Raw genomic sequence first — 17,688 nt, forward strand, 5'->3', positions numbered from 1 at the left:
CCATGGGCCCCGTACTTGCAGGCGTGCTCCAGCTGCTCGCCCTCATAGGCGCACTGGCGCTCGCCTACGTCCCCGTCGGCACTTACATGGCCAAGGTCTACTCCTCGAAGCGGCACCTGCGCGTCGAGAAGTGGATCTACAAGGCCATCGGCGCCAACCCCGACGCCGAGATGACCTGGCCCGCGTACCTGCGCGGCGTCCTGGCCTTCTCGGCCGTCAGCGTCCTCTTCCTCTACCTCCTCCAGCGGCTGCAGGGCGTCCTGCCCGGCTCGCTGCACTTCTCCTCGGTCAACCCGGCGCAGTCGTTCAACACGGCCGTGTCCTTCGTGACCAACACCAACTGGCAGTCGTACTACGGCGAGCAGACCATGGGTCACGTCGTGCAGACCGCCGGTCTGGCCGTGCAGAACTTCGTCTCCGCGGCCGTCGGCATCGCCGTCGCCGTGGCCCTGGTGCGCGGCTTCGCCCGCTCCCGCACCGGTGAGCTCGGCAACTTCTGGTCCGACCTGGTGCGCGGCACGCTGCGCATCCTGGTGCCCGGTGCCGCGATCGCTGCCGTGATCCTGGTCGCCTGCGGCGCCATCCAGAACTTCTCCGGCATCCACGAGGTCGGGCAGTTCATGGGCGGCTCGCAGCAGTGGAACGGCGGCGCGGTCGCCTCTCAGGAGGCCATCAAGGAACTGGGCACGAACGGCGGCGGCTACTTCAACGCCAACTCCGCCCACCCCTTCGAGAATCCGACCCCGTTCACGAACCTCTTCGAGATCTTCCTGCTCCTGGTGATCCCGTTCTCGCTGACCCGCACCTTCGGCGTGATGGTCGGCAGCGTGAAGCAGGGGTACGCCATCCTCGCCACGATGTTCACCATCTGGCTCGGCTTCACCGCCCTGATGATGTGGACCGAGTTCGCCCACCACGGCCCGGCGCTCCAGGCCGCGGGCGGCGCGATGGAGGGCAAGGAGGTCCGCTTCGGCGTCGGCGGCTCCTCGATCTTCGCCGTCGCCACGACCCTGACGTCGACCGGCGCGGTGAACTCCTTCCACTCCTCCTTCACCGGCCTCGGCGGCGGCATCACCATGCTGAGCATGATGCTGGGCGAGATCGCGCCCGGCGGTACCGGCTCCGGCCTGTACGGCATCCTGATCATGGCCGTGATCGCGGTGTTCATCGCCGGCCTGATGGTGGGCCGTACACCCGAGTACCTGGGCAAGAAGATCGGCGGCCGCGAGATGAAGCTCGCCGCCTGCTACATCCTCATCACCCCCGCCCTGGTGCTGGTCTTCACCGCGGCCTCCATGGCCCTGCCGACCCCGCCGCACTCGATGCTCAACTCCGGCGCGCACGGATTCTCCGAAGTCCTGTACGCCTTCACCTCGGCGGCCAACAACAACGGCTCGGCCTTCGCCGGCCTGAACGCGAACACCGACTGGTTCAACACCATGACCGGGCTCGCGATGCTGCTCGGCCGCTTCCTGCCCATGATCTTCGTCCTGGCCCTGGCCGGCTCGCTCGCCGAGCAGAAGCCGGTCCCGGTCACCGCGGGCACCCTGCGCACCGAGAAGCCGTTGTTCACCGGCCTGCTGGTCGGCGCGATCCTGATCATCACCGGTCTCACGTACTTCCCGGCCCTCGCGCTGGGCCCGCTCGCGGAAGGGCTGGCGTGATGACGACCGACATCGAGAAGCACGAGGACTCCATGTCCACTCCCACCCTTGCGCCCCACCAGGACGCACCGACCGGGCACAAGCCCGCCGAGGGCCGTGTAGGAGCGGGCCTCTTCGATCCCAAGCAGCTCCTGAAGTCCCTGCCGGAGGCGCTCCGCAAGCTCGACCCGCGGGTGATGGTCAAGTCGCCCGTGATGTTCGTGGTGTGGATCGGGTCCGTGCTGACCACCGTCTTCTCCTTCAAGGACCCGGGCGACTGGTTCGGCTGGGCGATCAGCGCCTGGCTGTGGCTGACGGTGATCTTCGCCAACCTGGCGGAGGCGGTCGCCGAGGGACGCGGCAAGGCGCAGGCCGACACCCTGCGCAAGGCCAAGACCGACACCGTCGCCCGCCGGCTCCTCGCGGACGGTTCCGAGGAGCAGGTCCCCGGCACCGCGCTGACCATCGGCGATCTGGTGGTCTGCGAGGCCGGCGACGTCATCCCCGGTGACGGTGACGTCGTCGAGGGCGTCGCCTCGGTCGACGAGTCGGCGATCACCGGCGAGTCGGCCCCGGTCATCCGGGAGTCCGGTGGCGACCGGTCGGCCGTCACGGGCGGTACGAAGGTCCTCTCCGACCGGATCGTCATCAAGATCACGACGAAGCCCGGCGAGACCTTCATCGACCGGATGATCAGCCTGGTGGAGGGCGCGGCCCGGCAGAAGACCCCCAACGAGATCGCGCTGAACATCCTGCTCGCCTCGCTGACCATCGTCTTCCTGCTGGCCTGCGCCACTCTGCCGCCGTTCGCGGACTACGCGGGCACGCACCTGACCATGGTCGTGCTGGTGGCCCTGCTGGTCTGTCTGATCCCGACCACCATCGGCGCGCTGCTGTCGGCCATCGGCATCGCGGGCATGGACCGGCTGGTGCAGCGCAACGTGCTCGCCATGTCCGGGCGTGCGGTCGAGGCCGCGGGTGACGTCTCCACCCTGCTGCTGGACAAGACCGGCACCATCACCCTCGGCAACCGCCAGGCCGCCGAGTTCGTGCCGGTGAAGGGCACCACCGAGGCGGAGGTGGCCGACGCGGCCCAGCTGTCCTCGCTGGCCGACGAGACGCCCGAGGGCCGCTCGATCGTGGTCCTGGCGAAGGAGAGGTACGGGCTGCGCGAACGCCACCAGGGCGAGCTGGCCGGCGCCGAGTGGATCGAGTTCACCGCCCAGACCCGGATGTCGGGTGTGGACGTCGACGGCCGCAGGATCCGCAAGGGCGCCACCGCCTCGGTCATCGCCTGGGTCGAGCAGCAGGGCGGCACGGTCGCCGAGGACGCGGACGGCATGGCCAACCGCATCTCCGGGGCGGGCGGCACCCCGCTGCTGGTCGCCGTCCACGACGACAGGGGCGCCCGCGTCCTGGGTGTCATCCACCTCAAGGACGTCGTCAAGGAGGGCATGCGGGAGCGGTTCGAGGAGCTGCGCCGCATGGGCATCAAGACGGTCATGATCACGGGTGACAACCCGCTGACCGCGAAGGCGATCGCCGAGGAGGCGGGCGTCGACGACTTCCTCGCGGAGGCCACTCCCGAGGACAAGATGGCCCTCATCAAGCGGGAGCAGGCCGGCGGCAAGCTGGTCGCGATGACCGGTGACGGCACGAACGACGCCCCGGCGCTCGCGCAGGCGGACGTCGGCGTGGCGATGAACACCGGTACGTCGGCCGCCAAGGAGGCCGGCAACATGGTCGACCTCGACTCCAACCCGACCAAGCTGATCGAGATCGTGGAGATCGGCAAGCAGCTGCTGATCACGCGCGGCGCGCTGACCACGTTCTCCATCGCCAACGACGTCGCGAAGTACTTCGCGATCATCCCGGCGCTGTTCGCGGCGGTCTACCCGGGCCTGGACAAGCTGAACATCATGCACCTGTCCTCGCCGAACTCCGCGATCCTGTCCGCGGTGATCTTCAACGCGCTGATCATCATCGCGCTGGTGCCGCTGTCCCTGAAGGGCGTGCAGTACCGGCCGGTCAGCGCCGACAGGATGCTCCGACGGAACCTCGGGATCTACGGCATCGGCGGCCTGATCGCGCCCTTCATCGGCATCAAGATCATCGACATGCTCATCTCCCTCATCCCCGGAATCGGCTGATCGTCATGAACAACTCCTTCGTGAACACGGCCCGGTTGCTGGGCGCGGGTCTGCGGGCCCTGCTCGTGCTGACCCTGGTGACCGGGGTCGTCTACCCGCTGGTGGTCACCGGCATCGCCCAGGCGGCGTTCTCCACCAAGGCGAACGGCTCGCAGATCAAGGCGGACGGCAGGGTCGTCGGCTCGTCCCTCATCGGGCAACAGGGCTACAGCCTCAGGTACTTCCAGCCCCGCCCGGCGAACGGCCTCGGCACCAACAGCGTCAACCCGCGGTACAAGCTGATCCTGTCGGGTGCCACCAATCTGTCCGCGGACAGCAAAGTGCTCCTCAAGCAGGTCGAGGACGCCAAGGCCAAGGTGGTCAAGGACAACTCCGTCCCCGGCTACACCGTGAAGCCGTCCGACGTACCCGCCGACGCCGTCACCTCCTCCGGCTCCGGACTGGACCCGGACATCTCCCCGGCCTACGCCGACCTCCAGGTCCACCGCGTCGCGGAGAAGAACGGCCTGTCCGTGGCCGCGGTCGAGAAGCTGGTCAAGGACCACACCACCGGCCGGACGCTCGGCTTCATGGGGGAGCCCCGCGTGAACGTCCTCGAACTCAACGTCGGGCTCAAGGACCTCGTGGCGCAGAAGTGACCGCCTTACGCGATCCCGCGACGGGAGTCGGCATCTCGGTGTGCCGACTCCCGCAGGCATGACAGGAGAGGCACACACACCCATGACCCGGGTGCTCGTGGTGGAGGACGACCCGCAGCTCGTACGGGCCCTCGTCATCAACTTGCAGGCACGGCACTACGGCGTGGACGCCGCGCCCGACGGCGCCACGGCCCTCCGGCTCGCCGCCTCGCGCCAGCCCGACGCGGTGCTGCTGGACCTCGGCCTGCCCGACATGGACGGCGTCGAGGTCATCAAGGGCCTGCGCGGCTGGAGCCGCGTGCCGGTCCTGGTCCTGTCCGCACGGCAGGCCTCCGACGAGAAGGTGGCCGCGCTGGACGCCGGCGCCGACGACTACATCACCAAACCGTTCAGCATGGACGAACTCCTGGCCCGGCTGCGGGCCGCCGTCCGCCGTACCGAGGACATCCCGCTGGTCCCCTCGGCGACGCTGGTCGAGACGGAGCACTTCACCCTCGACCTGCTCGCCAAGAAGGCCGTGCGGGACGGGCGGGACGTACGGCTGACTCCCACCGAGTGGCACCTGCTGGAGATCCTGGTGACCAGCCCCGGCCGGCTGATCACGCAGAAACAGCTGCTCCAGGAGGTCTGGGGGGTCTCGCAGAGCAACAAGACCAACTATCTGCGGGTCTACATGGCCCAGCTCCGCCGCAAGCTGGAGGCGGACCCGTCCCGGCCCGTCCATCTGATCACCGAGCCCGGCATGGGCTACCGCTTCGAGGGATGACATGGCACGCGGCAGGCTCCGGATCTACCTCGGCGCGGCACCCGGCGTCGGCAAGACGTACGCGATGCTGTCCGAGGCGCACCGCCGTATCGAGCGCGGCACCGACTGCGTCGTCGCCTTCGTCGAACACCACCACCGGCCCCGTACCGAGGTGATGCTGCACGGCCTGGAACAGGTGCCGCGCAGGGAACTCCCTTACAGGGGCGGCGTCTTCACCGAGATGGACGTGGATGCCGTCCTGCGGCGCGCCCCCACCGTCGTCCTCGTCGACGAGCTCGCCCACACCAACGTCCCCGGCTCGCGCAACGCCAAGCGCTGGCAGGACGTCGAGGAGCTGCTCGCCGCCGGCATCGACGTGATCTCGACCGTCAACATCCAGCACCTCGAATCCCTGGGGGACCTGGTCGAGTCGATCACCGGAGTGCGGCAGCGCGAGACGGTCCCGGACGAGGTGGTACGGCGGGCCGACCAGATCGAACTGGTCGACATGTCCCCGCAGGCGCTGCGCCGCCGCATGGCGCACGGCAACATCTACAAGCCGGACAAGGTCGACGCGGCCCTGTCCAACTACTTCCGGCCCGGAAACCTCACGGCGCTGCGGGAGTTGGCGCTGCTGTGGGTGGCGGACCGGGTCGACGAGTACCTGAACGAGTACCGCCGCGAGCACCGGGTGTCGACGATCTGGGGATCCCGGGAGCGGATCGTGGTCGGGCTGACCGGCGGCCCCGAGGGCCGCACCCTGATCCGGCGTGCGGCCCGCCTGGCCGAGAAGGGCGCCGGCGGTGAGGTGCTCGCCGTCTACATCTCCCGCAGCGACGGCCTGACCTCGGCCTCCCCGAAGGAACTGGCCGTTCAGCGCACCCTGGTGGAGGACCTCGGCGGCACCTTCCACCACGTCGTCGGCGACGACATACCGGCCGCCCTGCTGGACTTCGCCCGCGGCGTGAACGCCACCCAGATCGTGCTGGGCGTCTCCCGCCGCCGCAGCTGGCAGTACGTCTTCGGGCCGGGCGTCGGCTCCACGGTCGCCCGCGAGTCCGGCCCCGACCTCGACGTCCACCTCATCACGCACGACGAGGCGGGCAAGGGCCGCGGACTGCCGGTGGCGCGCGGTGCCCGCCTCGGCCGCTCCCGGGTCATCCGGGGCTGGCTCGTCGGCGTGCTCGGCCCGGTCCCGCTGACCTGGCTGCTCACCGGCGCCGCCCCGCCCGTCGGCCTCGCCAACGACATGCTGCTGTTCCTGACGCTGACGGTGGCGGCGGCCCTGCTGGGCGGCCTCTTCCCGGCGCTGGCCTCAGCGGTCGTGGGCTCGCTGCTGCTGAACTGGTACTTCACCCCGCCGGTCCACACCCTGACCATCGCCGACCCCAAGAACATCGTCGCCATCGCGATCTTCGTCGGCGTCGCCGTGTCCGTGGCCTCGGTGGTGGACCTCGCCGCCCGCCGCACCCACCAGGCCGCCCGGCTGCGCGCCGAGTCCGAGATCCTCTCCTTCCTCGCCGGAAACGTGCTGCGGGGCGAGACCTCGCTGCAGGAGCTGCTGGAGCGGGTCCGGGAGACCTTCGGCATGGAGTCGGTCGCCCTGCTGGAGCGCACCGGCGAGACGGATCCCTGGACCTGCGCCGGCAGTGTGGGGCCCGGAGCCGCGCGGATCCCGGAGGACGCCGACGTCGACGTCCCCGTCGGCGACCACATGGCCCTCTCCCTGTGCGGCCGGGTGCTGCCCGCCGCCGACCGCCGGGTGCTGGCCGCGTTCGCCGCCCAGGCCGCCGTCGTCCTGGACCGCCAGCGCCTGCAGAGCCAGGCCGACCGGGCCAAGGAACTCGCCGAGGGCAACCGCATCAGGACCGCGCTGCTCGCCGCCGTCAGCCACGACCTGCGCACCCCGCTCGCCGGCATCAAGGCCGCGGTGACGTCGCTGCGTTCCGACGACGTCGAGTGGTCCGCGCGGGACCAGGCGGAGTTGCTGCAGGCCATCGAGGAGGGCGCCGACCGGCTCGACCACCTCGTCGGCAACCTGCTGGACATGTCCCGCCTGCAGACCGGCACGGTGACCCCGATCATCCGCGAGACCGACCTGGACGAGGTCGTGCCGATGGCGCTCGGCGGGGTGCCCGAGGACAGCGTGGAGCTGGACATCCCCGAGACGCTGCCCATGGTGTACGTCGACCGCGGTCTGCTGGAGCGGGCCGTGGCCAACGTCGTGGAGAACGCCGTCAAGTACAGCCCGCCCGGGGGGAAGGTCCTCGTCTCCGCGAGCGCCCTCGCCGACCGGGTCGAGGTACGGGTGGTGGACCGCGGGCCGGGCGTGCCGGACGAGGCCAAGGGGCGCATCTTCGAGCCCTTCCAGCGGTACGGGGACGCTCCGCGCGGGGTCGGCGTCGGCCTCGGGCTCGCGGTCGCGCGCGGGTTCGCCGAGGCGGTCTCCGGCACGTTGCTCGCCGAGGACACGCCGGGGGGCGGGCTCACCATGGTCCTCGCGGTGCCGACCGCGCCGGCCGGTGAGAGCCGGCGCGGGGGGCTGCCCACGCCGTGAGCGCGGGTGAGCGGATGGCCGGTCGGGCGGTTCCCCGCGCCCCGGAGGGAGCTGCGGTGCCGTCGGCTCCGCAGCGCCGCGGCACTCCGCCGGCGCCGGCGAGCGGAGCAACCGGGTCAGGACTCGGGCGGCGCCGTGTCCAGCTCCCGCTCCAGATGCCCCGTGTGCAACCCCAGCCGCCACACGTTCCGCCGGTGCACCGCGGCCAACTCGCCCTGCAGCGGCGACGGCGGCACCGCGAGGACGGGACACGTGGCGCGGGCCAGGCAGTAGCGGCCGACCGACGGCCACAGCGCCCGGCGCACCCGCCCGCGCTGTCCGGCGCCGACCACGAGGACGTCGTCGTCCCGGTCGGCCATCCGCACCAGCGCCGGCCCGGGCGAGCCCCGCACGACGAGCGCCTGCCCCGGCAACCCGGTGTCCGTGCCGCCGAACACCTCACGCAGGGCCCTGATCAGCCGGTCCCGCGCCACCCGCTCCCACTCCTCGGCCATGACGGCCGCGGACGGGAACCTGCGGGCGGCGAGATCGCCCTCCGGCGGCTGCCAGCACAGCACCGGCCAGAGCTCCGCGCCCCGGCACCCGGCCTCGTACGCGGCTCGGCCCAGGGCGGTCGCACCGCCCAGTGAGCCGCTGACTCCCACCACGACCCGGGCGGCCGCAGGCGGGCGGTGGTCGGACATGGCCCCTCCTCGAAATCCCTTCCATCACACCCCGCCCCGGCGCCCCCGAACAGTTCGCACGCCCGTTCCTGACACCCTTCTGACGACCCCTCCCGGCCCTCTCACCAGCGGCGTCAGCGTCCCGTCAAGGTCGTGCGGATCGCCGTCAGCGTCACGTCAGGGGCCGCCCGGGACCCCGGGGCGCCGGGCATACCGTCGACACCGCGCCCCGGTCCGCCTCCCCGTGTCCGGGGCTCCCAGATCCCCCGCTCCCTGCCTTTCGGGAGGCACCCCATGACAGAACCCCGCTACGGCGAAGACCCCGAGCCCTCCGATCCGTTCCCGGCCGGACCGCTGTACGTCCCGGTCCGGCCGGGGCCCTCCGGGTGCGCGGCCCGGCTCTTCCGCACCCCGCTCGGCGACCGCACGGCCGTCGGCTTCACCTCCGAGCGCCGGCTGGCCGCCACCCTGGGCGCCGGGCAGGCGTGGATCCGCCTCGCCGAGCCCGCGCTGCGCGCCCTGACCACGCCGCTCGGAGTCACCCACCTCACGGTGGACCCGCAGTTCACCGCCCCGGCGCCCACGCCGGTCACCCACGAGATCCCCGTGCTGCGCGTCGCACGGATCGCCTGAGCGGGGAGGACGACGATGACCACGGTTCACGAACCCGGCACCACGGGCCGCCTGTTGGTGTGGCCCGCCTCCACCACCGAGTCGGCCCACGGCGACCTCGCCGTGGGCGGCGTACCGCTCGCCGAGGTCGCCGACCGCTTCGGCACCCCCGTCTACGTCCTGGACGAGGCCGAGGTGCGCGACCGCTGCCGTACCTACCGGGACGCCTTCCCGGACGCCGAAGTCCTCTACGCGGCCAAGGCGTTCCTGTGCCGGGCCATGGCCCACTGGATGGACGAGGAGGGCCTGGGCCTGGACGTGTGCTCCGCCGGTGAGCTCGAACTCGCCGTCACCACCGGCTTCCCGCCGGAGCGGATCGTGCTGCACGGCAACGCCAAGTCCCCGCGCGACCTGGACACCGCGCTGCGCCTCGGCGTCGGCCGCATCGTCATCGACAGTCCCGCCGAGATCGCGCGGCTCGCCGCCGCCGTCGGGCCGGACGGTCACCAGAAGGTGATGGTGCGGGTCGTCCCCGGCATCAGCGCCGGCGCACACGACAAGATCCGCACCGGCACCGAGAACCAGAAGTTCGGCCTGTCCATCTCCGACGGCTACGCCCAGCACGCCATCGCCCGCATACTCGACCAGCCCCAGCTCGAACTCACGGGCCTGCACTGCCACCTGGGTTCGCAGATCAGCAGCGTCAAGCCGTATCTCGTCGCCGTGCGGCGGATGGTCGGCCTGATGGCGCGGCTGTACGAGCAGCACGGACTGGTCCTGCCCGAACTCGACCTCGGCGGCGGCCACGGCATCGCCTACCGCCCCGGTGAGGCGGCACTGGACCTGACGGCACTGGCCCGCAGGGTCCGCGCGGAGCTCGCCGACGCCTGCGCGACGGCCGGCCTGCCGGTCCCGCGCCTGCTCATCGAGCCGGGCCGGGCGATCGCGGGCCCCGCCGGGATCGCCGTGTACCGCGTCCTGTCCGTGAAGCACACGGGCGAGCACGTGTTCGTGGCCGTGGACGGCGGCATGAGCGACAACCCGCGCCCCGCCCTGTACGGCGTACGGTACGCGCCGCGCCTGATCGGCCGGCACAGCACGGCGGAGCCCGCCCGGGTCGCCGTGGTCGGCCGGCACTGCGAGGCGGGCGACGTCCTGGCCGCCGACGCGGAACTCCCCGCCGACACCCGCCCCGGAGACCTGCTCGCCGTACCGGTGGCCGGCGCCTACCACCTGTCCATGGCCTCCGGCTACAACCTGGTCGGCCGCCCACCCGTGGTGGCCGTACGCGACGGCCTCGCCCGCCTCCTGGTCCGCCGCGAGTCCCTGGCGGACATCCGCGCCCGCGACGTGGGCCTGTAGCCGGTACGACTCCCGGGCGGGCCGGTCTTCCCTCTCACGCCGGCCGACCCGCCCGGGCCTCTTGGAGCACCCCACCGCCCCGCACCGCATGCCGGGGCCGACTGCCCGGCCGGCCGTGGCGAGATCCCGACGGTGTTCGGCCCGGCACGTCGCGAACGGCGACCGGTCCGGTGGTGTGCACGCCGCCGTACCGGGCGGGAGTGTGGTCCCCGAGCGGTTGATCGGCACGGCACGTCGGACCGGCGAGGCCTCGGCGCGTGGACGCCGAGGCCTCCTCGGCGTCAGCCGACGCGCAGGGTGAGGGCCGCGGTGTGGAGCTTGCCGCCGGTACGGAACTGGAGGAACAGCCGCCAGTTCCCGGACCGGGCGAACTCGGCGTGGAAGGTCAGCGTCGGTCCGCCGTGGCCGCCGTCGGCCTTCGTCTCCGGGTGGAGGTGGGCGAAGGCGAGGTCGCCCTGGTGGAAGGCGGTCAGGTGGGCGTAGGTGGCGAGGTAGGGCTGGAGATCGGTGACCGGCTTTCCGTCCCGGGAGACGGTGGCGGTCAGCTGGTGCGCCATGCCCGCCATCGGATCGCCCTTCACCGCCACGGTGTAGCCGTCGACGGTGACGGTGCCGGACGCCTGGGGCAGGGGTGAGGTCATCACCATGCCGGACACCTTCACGGTGCGGCTGAGGACGAACCCCTTGCCCTTGCCCGCGCCGCTGCCGGGGGTGAAGGAGGCGTACAGCCGCCAGGTGCCCGGCCGCAGCGTGGCCAGCGGCGCGGTCCAGGTGCCGTTTCCGGCCATGGCCGGGTGCAGGTGCTGGAAGCCGGTGAGGTCGGAGCGGACGGCGTAGAAGTGCATCCGCTTGGTCTGGTCGACGGCGAAGTCGGTGACCGGCCTGCCGTCCGGCCCGGTGATGGCGAAGCGGTACGCGGCCGCCCTGCCCGCGGGGAGGGCCGAGGCCGGGGAGGTCATCGCGTAGCCGTCCTCGGCGGCGGCCAGGCCGTTGGCGGTGGACGCGGTGTCCATGCCGGGCATCGACGCCATGCCGTCGTCCGAGGCCGAGACCGAGGCGGACGGTGTGGCGCCGTGGTGCATGCCGCCCATGGCGGAGCCGTGGTCGGGGTCGCCGTCGGAGCCCGTGCCGCAGGCGGCGAGGGGCAGGGCGAGGGCCGCGGTGGCGGCGGCCGCCGCGAGGGCGCGGCGGGGCGTGCGGAAGCGCTGGGACATGCGTGTGTCTTTCCAGGTGGGCGCCGTGAGACGGCGCGGGCGGCGTGAGACCTGCGCGGGATCGCGGCGACGAGCCGCGGCCCGGGGTCCCGTCACGTCCGCGCGACGCACACCTGGAGCAGGAGAGGACGTCCGCCGCCCGGCGGACCTCGGCGGCGGGTGCCGCCGGAACCGGGCCGGACCCACGGCAGCAGGCCGGCGGCCGGAAGCAGGAGCGCGACCGCCGCGCCCGGGGGCGCCGGGATCTCCGAGCGGGGCGTGGTGGCCTGACAGAGCGCACCACGCATGGCCTCGTCCACCCGGAGGGCAGCCTTGCCCCCCACGACCACGCCCGTCCCCGCCGCCGTCTGGGGATGACCGGCCGCCCTCTCCGGGTGCTCGGCCGTCATCCCGGGGTGGTGGGCAGGGTGCTCGGCCGTCGGGATGGCCGTCGAGTGCGTGACGGCGGTGTCCGGCGTGGCCCCGTGGCAGCCGCCCGCGGCCGCGGCCGGGCCGCCGTGCATGAGGAACAGCCCGAGCAGCACCGCGACCAGGACCGAGGGCCGCACCGCCGAGCGGTGACGGGCCCCGGCCGTGCCGGCGGCGGGCTGCGCGAGGATCACGGCTCCACCTTAAGGGGAGGCACGAACGGGGACGCGGGCAAGCGCGGCCGACCGGGTGACCCGACGGGCCTCCGGACCACCGACCGGTGAGCGAGCAGGGCGTGAGGAACAACAACCCGCTGCGGCCCCGTAGTTGTACGGCGCTCACCCGAGCCCACACAAGCATTCCTGTCCGCCGGTCAGGCCGCCGGCTTTGACGTGGTGCGCGGCCGGCACGCGGGGAGGCGACCCCTGTTACCTTCACGCTGTGCCGAACACGGAACCGGAAGCAGCCGGGACCGAGCCCCCCGCCGGGGCAGCGGTGAGCGTCCCGCCGCCGCCGGCCGGGCGGACGCCGCCGGCTGGGCGGAGGTGGCCGGCCGGGCGGAGGTGGCCGGCTCGGCGCATGCGGTCGCCCCGGCGGATGTGGCCGGCCCGGCAGATGTGGCCGCTGTACGCGGCCGGGTTCACCACGGCCTTCGGCGCACACGGCATCGCCGCCAACCTCGGCGGTCACGCCGCGGGCGCGGTCACCTCGCTGCTGGTCCTGGGGGGCCTTCTCGCGCTCTACGACGGCGCGGAGGCTGTCCTCAAGCCGGTCTTCGGCACCCTCGCCGACCGCGTCGGCGCGCGCCCCGTGCTGATCGGCGGACTCGTCGCCTTCGCCGCGGCCTCCGCGCTGTACGCCCTCGCGGACAGCCCCGGCTGGCTCTGGGCCGCCCGCCTCGGGCAGGGCGCCGCGGCCTCCGCCTTCTCCCCGTCCGCCGCCACGCTCGTCGCCCGCCTCAACCCGGCCGCCAAGCACGGCCGCGCCTTCGGAAGCTATGGCTTCCACAAGTCCGTCGGCTACACGCTGGGCCCGCTGCTCGGCGGTGTCCTGGTGTGGGCCGGCGGGCTGCGGCTGCTGTTCGCCGTGCTCGCGGTGCTCGGCACGGCGGTCGCCGGCTGGGCCGCGCTCGCCGTCCCCGTCGTACCCCCGCTGCCGAAGGCCCGGCAGACGGTGCTGGATCTGGCCCGGCGGCTGGCCGACCCGGCCTTCTTGGTCCCGACGTCCGCGCTGGCCGCGGCGACCGCCGCCCTGTCGGTCGGCGTGGGCTTCCTGCCGGTCTCGGGCCGGGCGGCCGGATTGGGCACGGTGGCCACCGGTGCCGCCGTATCCGTGCTCGCCGCCTGTGCGGCCGTGGTCCAGCCCCGGGCCGGGCGGGCGCGGGACGCCGGGCGCCTGACCACCCGGTCCGGCATCGCGGCGGGCCTGCTGGTGACCGCCGCCGGGCTGGGCTGCGCGACGCTGCCGGGTCTGACCGGGGTCCTGCCCGGCGCCGCCCTGATCGGTGTCGGGACGGGTCTGATCACCCCGCTCGGTTTCGCGGCCCTGGCCGCCGCCACCCCGGCCGAGCGGCTCGGCCAGACCATGGGCGCCGCCGAACTCGGCCGCGAACTGGGCGACGCGGGCGGACCGTTGCTGGTCGCGGTGGTCGCCTCGCTCACCACCCTCACCCACGGCTACGCGGCCCTCGCCATCCTGCTGGCCCTGGGCCCGGCACTCGCCCTCGTACGACGCCGGGCCCCCACGCGGGAGCGCTCGTAGGGTGGACGACCACTGCCCTCGTCCCCTCGACCAGCAGTCCGCGCCTGCACGTGTGGCACGGCGGCTGTCGTGGACTCGCCGAGCACGGGCCGCTCGGCCTGACGGAGTGGCCCGACCAGGCGGGGCGTGCCACCCGAGTCGAGGACGGTGCGGGGATGACCGAGAAGAGTCCTTTCGCACGCGGCCAGGTGGACCGAGGCGATCGGCGCCGTCGGCGTTGTCCACGTGGCCGGAGGCATCGACGGTGATCGCAGTATCGCCGAGCCCCTCGATGTGACCAACCATGCCGGTACCTGCTCGGTGAGGGGCCCCGTCGGGCCCTTCGTCCTTCCAGTACGCGCGCCGTCTCCACCCGGCACGGCAGCCACCACCTGGTCAGCTCGGTCGTTGGCTCTGTGGTCAGTACTGGGTGTTGAGATCCGTGCCCTTGGGAGCCCGCCAGCAGCCGGAGACGATGTTGATCAGGATCTTCGGTTCCTTCTCGTGGCTGGCCGTCGGGCTCGATACCCAGAGTTCGGCGTTCACGGAGAAGGGCTCGGTCTTGGAGTCCGCCGTGAGTTCCAGGGTCTTGTCCTTGCTCTTGTTCGGGCCGTAGTGGACGATCTTCCACCCCTTCCCGGGAAGGCCCTCCCGCAGCCGCTGGAAGCCTGCCTTCAACTCGTCCTCGGACATGTCGTAGACCGACCATGGGTGAACGGTCTGGTAGAGGTGCTCGGGGTCCTGGTCACAGGTGGAGATGCTCGGACCCGGTTCGGTGACTTTGCCGGAGGGGAGGTTGATCAAGTCGTAGATCTGACTGGATACGGCCTTCGCCTTCTCACGAGCTTTGTCCACGTCGAGGACGGTGGGCTTCGAGCTGGTCGTCTCGTGCGTTGCCGCAGCGTCTGCTTTGTGATCCATGGTGTTCGAGCAACCTGTTCCGGTGAGGGAGAGGGCGGTGATAGTGACCGCGATACCAAGCCGATTGCCCCGGAAGCGGCGACGGGACGGGGGGATCAATTGTCCTCCTGGACCTTGTCATAGCGGCCGACGACTACCGCTGCCTGGTTCTTGAGGCTGTCCGATCTTTCGTCCCAGTAACCGCTATGACCGCTGGTGTCGACGTGCATCCTGTGGGCACCGAATGCCTCGTCCGACGGGACCGTCTGAACGTAACCGGCATCGTAGGGCAGCCCGTGGAAGGTCTGGACGCCCCATTTGTAGCCACCGAGGTGGGCGATCTTGCCGCCCAGTGGGACCGCGTCGTCGCCTGCGGCCTCGGACCAGACGTGGTTCTTGCCGACGTCCAGATCACTCGCGTCGCCGACCAGCATGCCGGGGCTGCCCGCCACGACGATGTCATCCGCAGCAATGTGCCCGGGGGCCTTGGACGCGGCGCCCACGGTGGTGGATCCGTAACTGTGGCCGATGACGGTGGTGTGGCTGGCGTCCGGGCCGCCCTGGACCGTCTGCAGACCGTCCAGGAAATTGTTGAGCTTGGGTGCGCCGTCGTAGGCCCAGTGCTTCTCCATGGCCTCGGGGGCGATGCCCTGCGGGGCGTCGTATCCGATCCACGTGATCGTCGAGGTTGACTGGCTGACTGACATGCTGCGGGCTTCCTTCCACACCCGCGTCATGCGCCCGATGTCCCCTCCGGCCCCCGCCAACTTCGACTTCGTCCCTGGCACATAGACCGCTGTGTTGTCCGCCGTGTCCGGGTTGCCGTTCGCCACGATGGCGTGACCATTGCCCTTGACGTCGAAGCCCAGAAGGTAGGCCGGCGGCAAGCCGTCGATGCCAGTCTGGTCGAAACGGGACTGGATGGCGTTCATACCGTCGAGCTGCCCCTTGAGCCGACCACCGCCCATGGCCTCCCAAGCGGTCCACTCCGGATTGCGAATCAGCCCGCCTGCGGTGACGACCGTCTTGGACGGCTCCGGGCCCAGTGCGTCAAGTTCGCTCTTGACCTGGACACGCGACTCGTCCAGCACGATCCGGTTGGACGAGTCGCGGACCACGCTCGGTAGGCCGTCGAGGGCGCCGATCTCTGCCGGATACAGCGTCTGGTACTCCTCGCGCTCCCCTTGCGTGAGGCCGTCCCACCACTTCTTGTTGTCAGCCGGGGACTTGCCTTGCGGAATGCTGTCCTTACTGAGGTAGGTGCCCACCGTCTTCTGGACATCGCCCATGTCGTGGGCCTCGTCCAGGAGCATGTCGTCGGTCACGGCCAAGCCGTCCGGAGCCTTCAGCTCGCGCAGGATCTTTGCGTACCGGTTGTCGATCTCGATGGCGCTGTTCACCGCCTGCGAGATGCGCTCGGCAATGTCCTCGGCCCTGCCCTCGTTGGGGTCGCCATTCGCCTCGCTTGCGCCGGGCAGGTACGGGACGGGGGCGCCTGGCTTGGCGGTTCCGGTACCGGAGGAGGTGCCGGGGGCCATGGGGAGCTCGGTGCTCCTCGGGTACTCGACCGAGCCGTCCTCATTCACCGTGAACTTGAGATCGGCCGCGTCGTCGAGGGCCTGCTTCAGCTTCTTCTGGGCACCGGACAGTTCGGAGGCGAGAGCGTTCAGAGCCGTACGGACGAGACCGCATTCGCTGTGGATGTACTGGTAGTTCCGGCCCAGCTGGGTCAGATCCCGCTCGGCCGAGGTCTGCGCCTGACCCTTCTGCGTGGCACGGAGCGGGCCGGCCATTTCGTGGTCGGCCCGGATGCGTGCGGCGTCGGCCCGGTTGCTGACCATGCTCCAGCCGTCGGCCGCGTCCTCGTACTCGGATAACTTCGCGTCGCGCAGCTGCTGCCATGTGGGCATGCTCGCCTCACCGCGCCCAATCGGGCTTGTTGCCACCGACGTTCACGCCGTTGACCTCGCCGGCGACGGCGGGATCGATCTCGCCGAAGTCCCGGCCGGCCTTGGCGAGCGCGCCGTGCAACCGATCGCACTCGTTGCGCACCGAGGTCAGCCGCTTCTCCCAGGTGGGCAGGATTTCGTTCAGCGCGGCGGTGCTCGTGAAGCCGGCGGTCCCTCCCTTGACGCCATCGTGGGCCGTTTTGAGCTCCGTCAGCCCTGTGTTCGTGACCGTCCGCAGATCCTGAGCCACGCCGGAAGCCTTGGTCCACGGACCCTTCGACGCCTTCAGATCAGGAGCCGACCCGCCGGGGGTACTGCTCGACCCACCGCCTCCCGGATCGGCCAGCTGGTCGATCTGCATCCGCTGGGCCGCACCCGCCTTGAGCTGCTCCCACTCGTCCCACGCCATGCGTGGCCCCCTTATCTCCTTGTATGCCGCCGAGTTGTGGTGAACGTGCGACCGCGACGCTGCGGTGGCCAAGGAGCACATTAGTAACGCTGCGTCGATTACCCCATCCGTATCAGTCACCAGCCCGTCTGGGTATGCATACTCAGACAGCCCCAGGTCCTCCATGGGACGGGGGGTGTCCGGCGAGACCGGCGGCGCGTACGACGAGGGCGTGAACCCACGGGCGACTAGTGCGCTAGCCCCGGAGGGGGCGCGGTCGTTGGGGGCGGAATCGCGGTTTTCCGCGGCTTCCGGACGACGACGGCAACCGCGATCCCTGCTCCGAGAAGTACGACAGTGCCCACGCCCAGCGCGATTCAGGGGGGTACTGCTGTCCCGAGACGCGGGCGCGTTGCCGCCCTTTGCCCGAGCATCGCAGTCTTCGGATCCCGAAGCTTTCGGCGAAGCCGACTGAGACGCCGCTGCCTTGAAGTCCGGGAGCGGGTACGCGTTAGCCGGGTCGGCGTCATCTGGGCTCTGCAAGCGATGCGCGACCGCATGATGCCGTAGCCGATGGCGCCGTTGCGCTTGTGTCCTGTCTCGATTGATCTGGTCCGCCGCCCGTAGATGGTGTCCGTCGTCTCGATCGTTGTGGTCCGCCGGCGGCGTTTCGAAGTGACTGCAAGACTGCATGTCGAGCCAGGTCTGGCTACCCGCCCG

The 17,688-nt window shown here is 71.4% G+C and carries 14 protein-coding genes; 8 read left to right on the forward strand and 6 right to left on the reverse strand.

Annotation, left to right across the window (positions count from 1 at the left end):
* Window positions 1-2 precede the first annotated feature (2 nt).
* From kdpA to AB0L59_RS14640, 5 genes are all read left to right on the forward strand, one after another.
* Window positions 3-1,664, forward strand: a complete 1,662-nt coding sequence (gene kdpA / locus AB0L59_RS14620) for a potassium-transporting ATPase subunit KdpA (RefSeq protein WP_365582712.1) — start codon at window positions 3-5, stop codon at window positions 1,662-1,664.
* Complete coding sequence (gene kdpB / locus AB0L59_RS14625) at window positions 1,664-3,793, forward strand: potassium-transporting ATPase subunit KdpB (protein WP_365582713.1); 2,130 nt, start codon at window positions 1,664-1,666, stop codon at window positions 3,791-3,793. The genes kdpA and kdpB overlap by 1 nt, the downstream gene beginning before the upstream one ends.
* A 5-nt stretch (window positions 3,794-3,798) precedes the next feature.
* Window positions 3,799-4,431, forward strand: coding sequence for a potassium-transporting ATPase subunit C (locus AB0L59_RS14630; protein WP_365582714.1), 633 nt, complete (start codon window positions 3,799-3,801; stop codon window positions 4,429-4,431).
* Between the two features lie 82 nt (window positions 4,432-4,513).
* Window positions 4,514-5,197 carry a response regulator transcription factor gene (locus tag AB0L59_RS14635; RefSeq protein ID WP_365582715.1) on the forward strand — a complete coding sequence of 228 codons (684 nt, stop codon included), beginning with the start codon at window positions 4,514-4,516 and terminating at the stop codon, window positions 5,195-5,197.
* 1 nt (window position 5,198) lies between these two features.
* Window positions 5,199-7,733 (forward strand): sensor histidine kinase KdpD, encoded by a 2,535-nt coding sequence (locus AB0L59_RS14640; protein WP_365582717.1) that lies wholly within the window; start codon window positions 5,199-5,201, stop codon window positions 7,731-7,733.
* Window positions 7,734-7,849: 116 nt separating this feature from the next.
* Here the strand turns inward: AB0L59_RS14640 and AB0L59_RS14645 are convergent, their stop codons facing one another.
* Entirely contained in the window at window positions 7,850-8,416 is a 567-nt protein-coding gene (locus AB0L59_RS14645) for a universal stress protein (RefSeq protein WP_365582718.1), read from the reverse strand.
* A gap of 273 nt (window positions 8,417-8,689) precedes the next feature.
* Here AB0L59_RS14645 and AB0L59_RS14650 point away from each other — a divergent pair, with 273 nt between their 5' ends.
* The gene (locus tag AB0L59_RS14650) at window positions 8,690-9,028 is read left to right on the forward strand and encodes an SAV_915 family protein (protein ID WP_365582720.1); all 339 of its coding nucleotides are present in this window, start codon (window positions 8,690-8,692) and stop codon (window positions 9,026-9,028) included.
* A gap of 15 nt (window positions 9,029-9,043) precedes the next feature.
* A complete protein-coding gene (gene lysA, locus AB0L59_RS14655) occupies window positions 9,044-10,369 on the forward strand; it encodes a diaminopimelate decarboxylase (protein ID WP_365582721.1) in 1,326 nt (441 codons plus the stop codon).
* Window positions 10,370-10,650: 281 nt separating this feature from the next.
* Here the strand turns inward: lysA and AB0L59_RS14660 are convergent, their stop codons facing one another.
* Window positions 10,651-11,583, reverse strand: coding sequence for a hypothetical protein (locus AB0L59_RS14660; protein ID WP_365582723.1), 933 nt, complete (start codon window positions 11,581-11,583; stop codon window positions 10,651-10,653).
* 92 nt (window positions 11,584-11,675) lie between these two features.
* The gene (locus AB0L59_RS14665; protein ID WP_365582725.1) at window positions 11,676-12,185 is read right to left on the reverse strand and encodes a hypothetical protein; all 510 of its coding nucleotides are present in this window, start codon (window positions 12,183-12,185) and stop codon (window positions 11,676-11,678) included.
* A gap of 421 nt (window positions 12,186-12,606) precedes the next feature.
* Here AB0L59_RS14665 and AB0L59_RS14670 point away from each other — a divergent pair, with 421 nt between their 5' ends.
* Complete coding sequence (locus AB0L59_RS14670) at window positions 12,607-13,752, forward strand: MFS transporter (RefSeq protein ID WP_365582753.1); 1,146 nt, start codon at window positions 12,607-12,609, stop codon at window positions 13,750-13,752.
* 399 nt (window positions 13,753-14,151) lie between these two features.
* Here the strand turns inward: AB0L59_RS14670 and AB0L59_RS14675 are convergent, their stop codons facing one another.
* The 3 genes from AB0L59_RS14675 to AB0L59_RS14685 form a co-directional block, all read right to left on the reverse strand.
* Window positions 14,152-14,586 (reverse strand): hypothetical protein, encoded by a 435-nt coding sequence (locus AB0L59_RS14675; protein WP_365582727.1) that lies wholly within the window; start codon window positions 14,584-14,586, stop codon window positions 14,152-14,154.
* Window positions 14,587-14,747: 161 nt separating this feature from the next.
* Window positions 14,748-16,541: an alpha/beta hydrolase gene (locus tag AB0L59_RS14680; RefSeq protein ID WP_365582729.1), complete on the reverse strand. Its 1,794-nt coding sequence runs from the start codon at window positions 16,539-16,541 to the stop codon at window positions 14,748-14,750.
* Window positions 16,542-16,548: 7 nt separating this feature from the next.
* A complete protein-coding gene (locus tag AB0L59_RS14685) occupies window positions 16,549-16,989 on the reverse strand; it encodes an amino acid ABC transporter permease (protein ID WP_365582731.1) in 441 nt (146 codons plus the stop codon).
* Between the last annotated feature and the right edge of the window lie 699 nt (window positions 16,990-17,688).

The sequence above is a fragment of the Streptomyces sp. NPDC052109 genome (assembly GCF_040680195.1).
Classification (GTDB): Bacteria; Actinomycetota; Actinomycetes; order Streptomycetales; family Streptomycetaceae; genus Streptomyces.

Excerpts from the sequence above, each read along its gene's own strand:
- kdpA (WP_365582712.1), top strand. The coding sequence starts at position 3 with ATGGGCCCCGTACTTGCAGGCGTGCTCCAGCTGCTCGCCCTCATAGGC.
- kdpB (WP_365582713.1), top strand. The coding sequence starts at position 1,664 with ATGACGACCGACATCGAGAAGCACGAGGACTCCATGTCCACTCCCACC.
- AB0L59_RS14630 (WP_365582714.1), top strand. The coding sequence starts at position 3,799 with ATGAACAACTCCTTCGTGAACACGGCCCGGTTGCTGGGCGCGGGTCTG.
- AB0L59_RS14635 (WP_365582715.1), top strand. The coding sequence starts at position 4,514 with ATGACCCGGGTGCTCGTGGTGGAGGACGACCCGCAGCTCGTACGGGCC.
- AB0L59_RS14640 (WP_365582717.1), top strand. The coding sequence starts at position 5,199 with ATGGCACGCGGCAGGCTCCGGATCTACCTCGGCGCGGCACCCGGCGTC.
- AB0L59_RS14645 (WP_365582718.1), bottom strand. The coding sequence starts at position 8,416 with ATGTCCGACCACCGCCCGCCTGCGGCCGCCCGGGTCGTGGTGGGAGTC.
- AB0L59_RS14650 (WP_365582720.1), top strand. The coding sequence starts at position 8,690 with ATGACAGAACCCCGCTACGGCGAAGACCCCGAGCCCTCCGATCCGTTC.
- lysA (WP_365582721.1), top strand. The coding sequence starts at position 9,044 with ATGACCACGGTTCACGAACCCGGCACCACGGGCCGCCTGTTGGTGTGG.
- AB0L59_RS14660 (WP_365582723.1), bottom strand. The coding sequence starts at position 11,583 with ATGTCCCAGCGCTTCCGCACGCCCCGCCGCGCCCTCGCGGCGGCCGCC.
- AB0L59_RS14670 (WP_365582753.1), top strand. The coding sequence starts at position 12,607 with ATGTGGCCGCTGTACGCGGCCGGGTTCACCACGGCCTTCGGCGCACAC.
- AB0L59_RS14680 (WP_365582729.1), bottom strand. The coding sequence starts at position 16,541 with ATGCCCACATGGCAGCAGCTGCGCGACGCGAAGTTATCCGAGTACGAG.
- AB0L59_RS14685 (WP_365582731.1), bottom strand. The coding sequence starts at position 16,989 with ATGGCGTGGGACGAGTGGGAGCAGCTCAAGGCGGGTGCGGCCCAGCGG.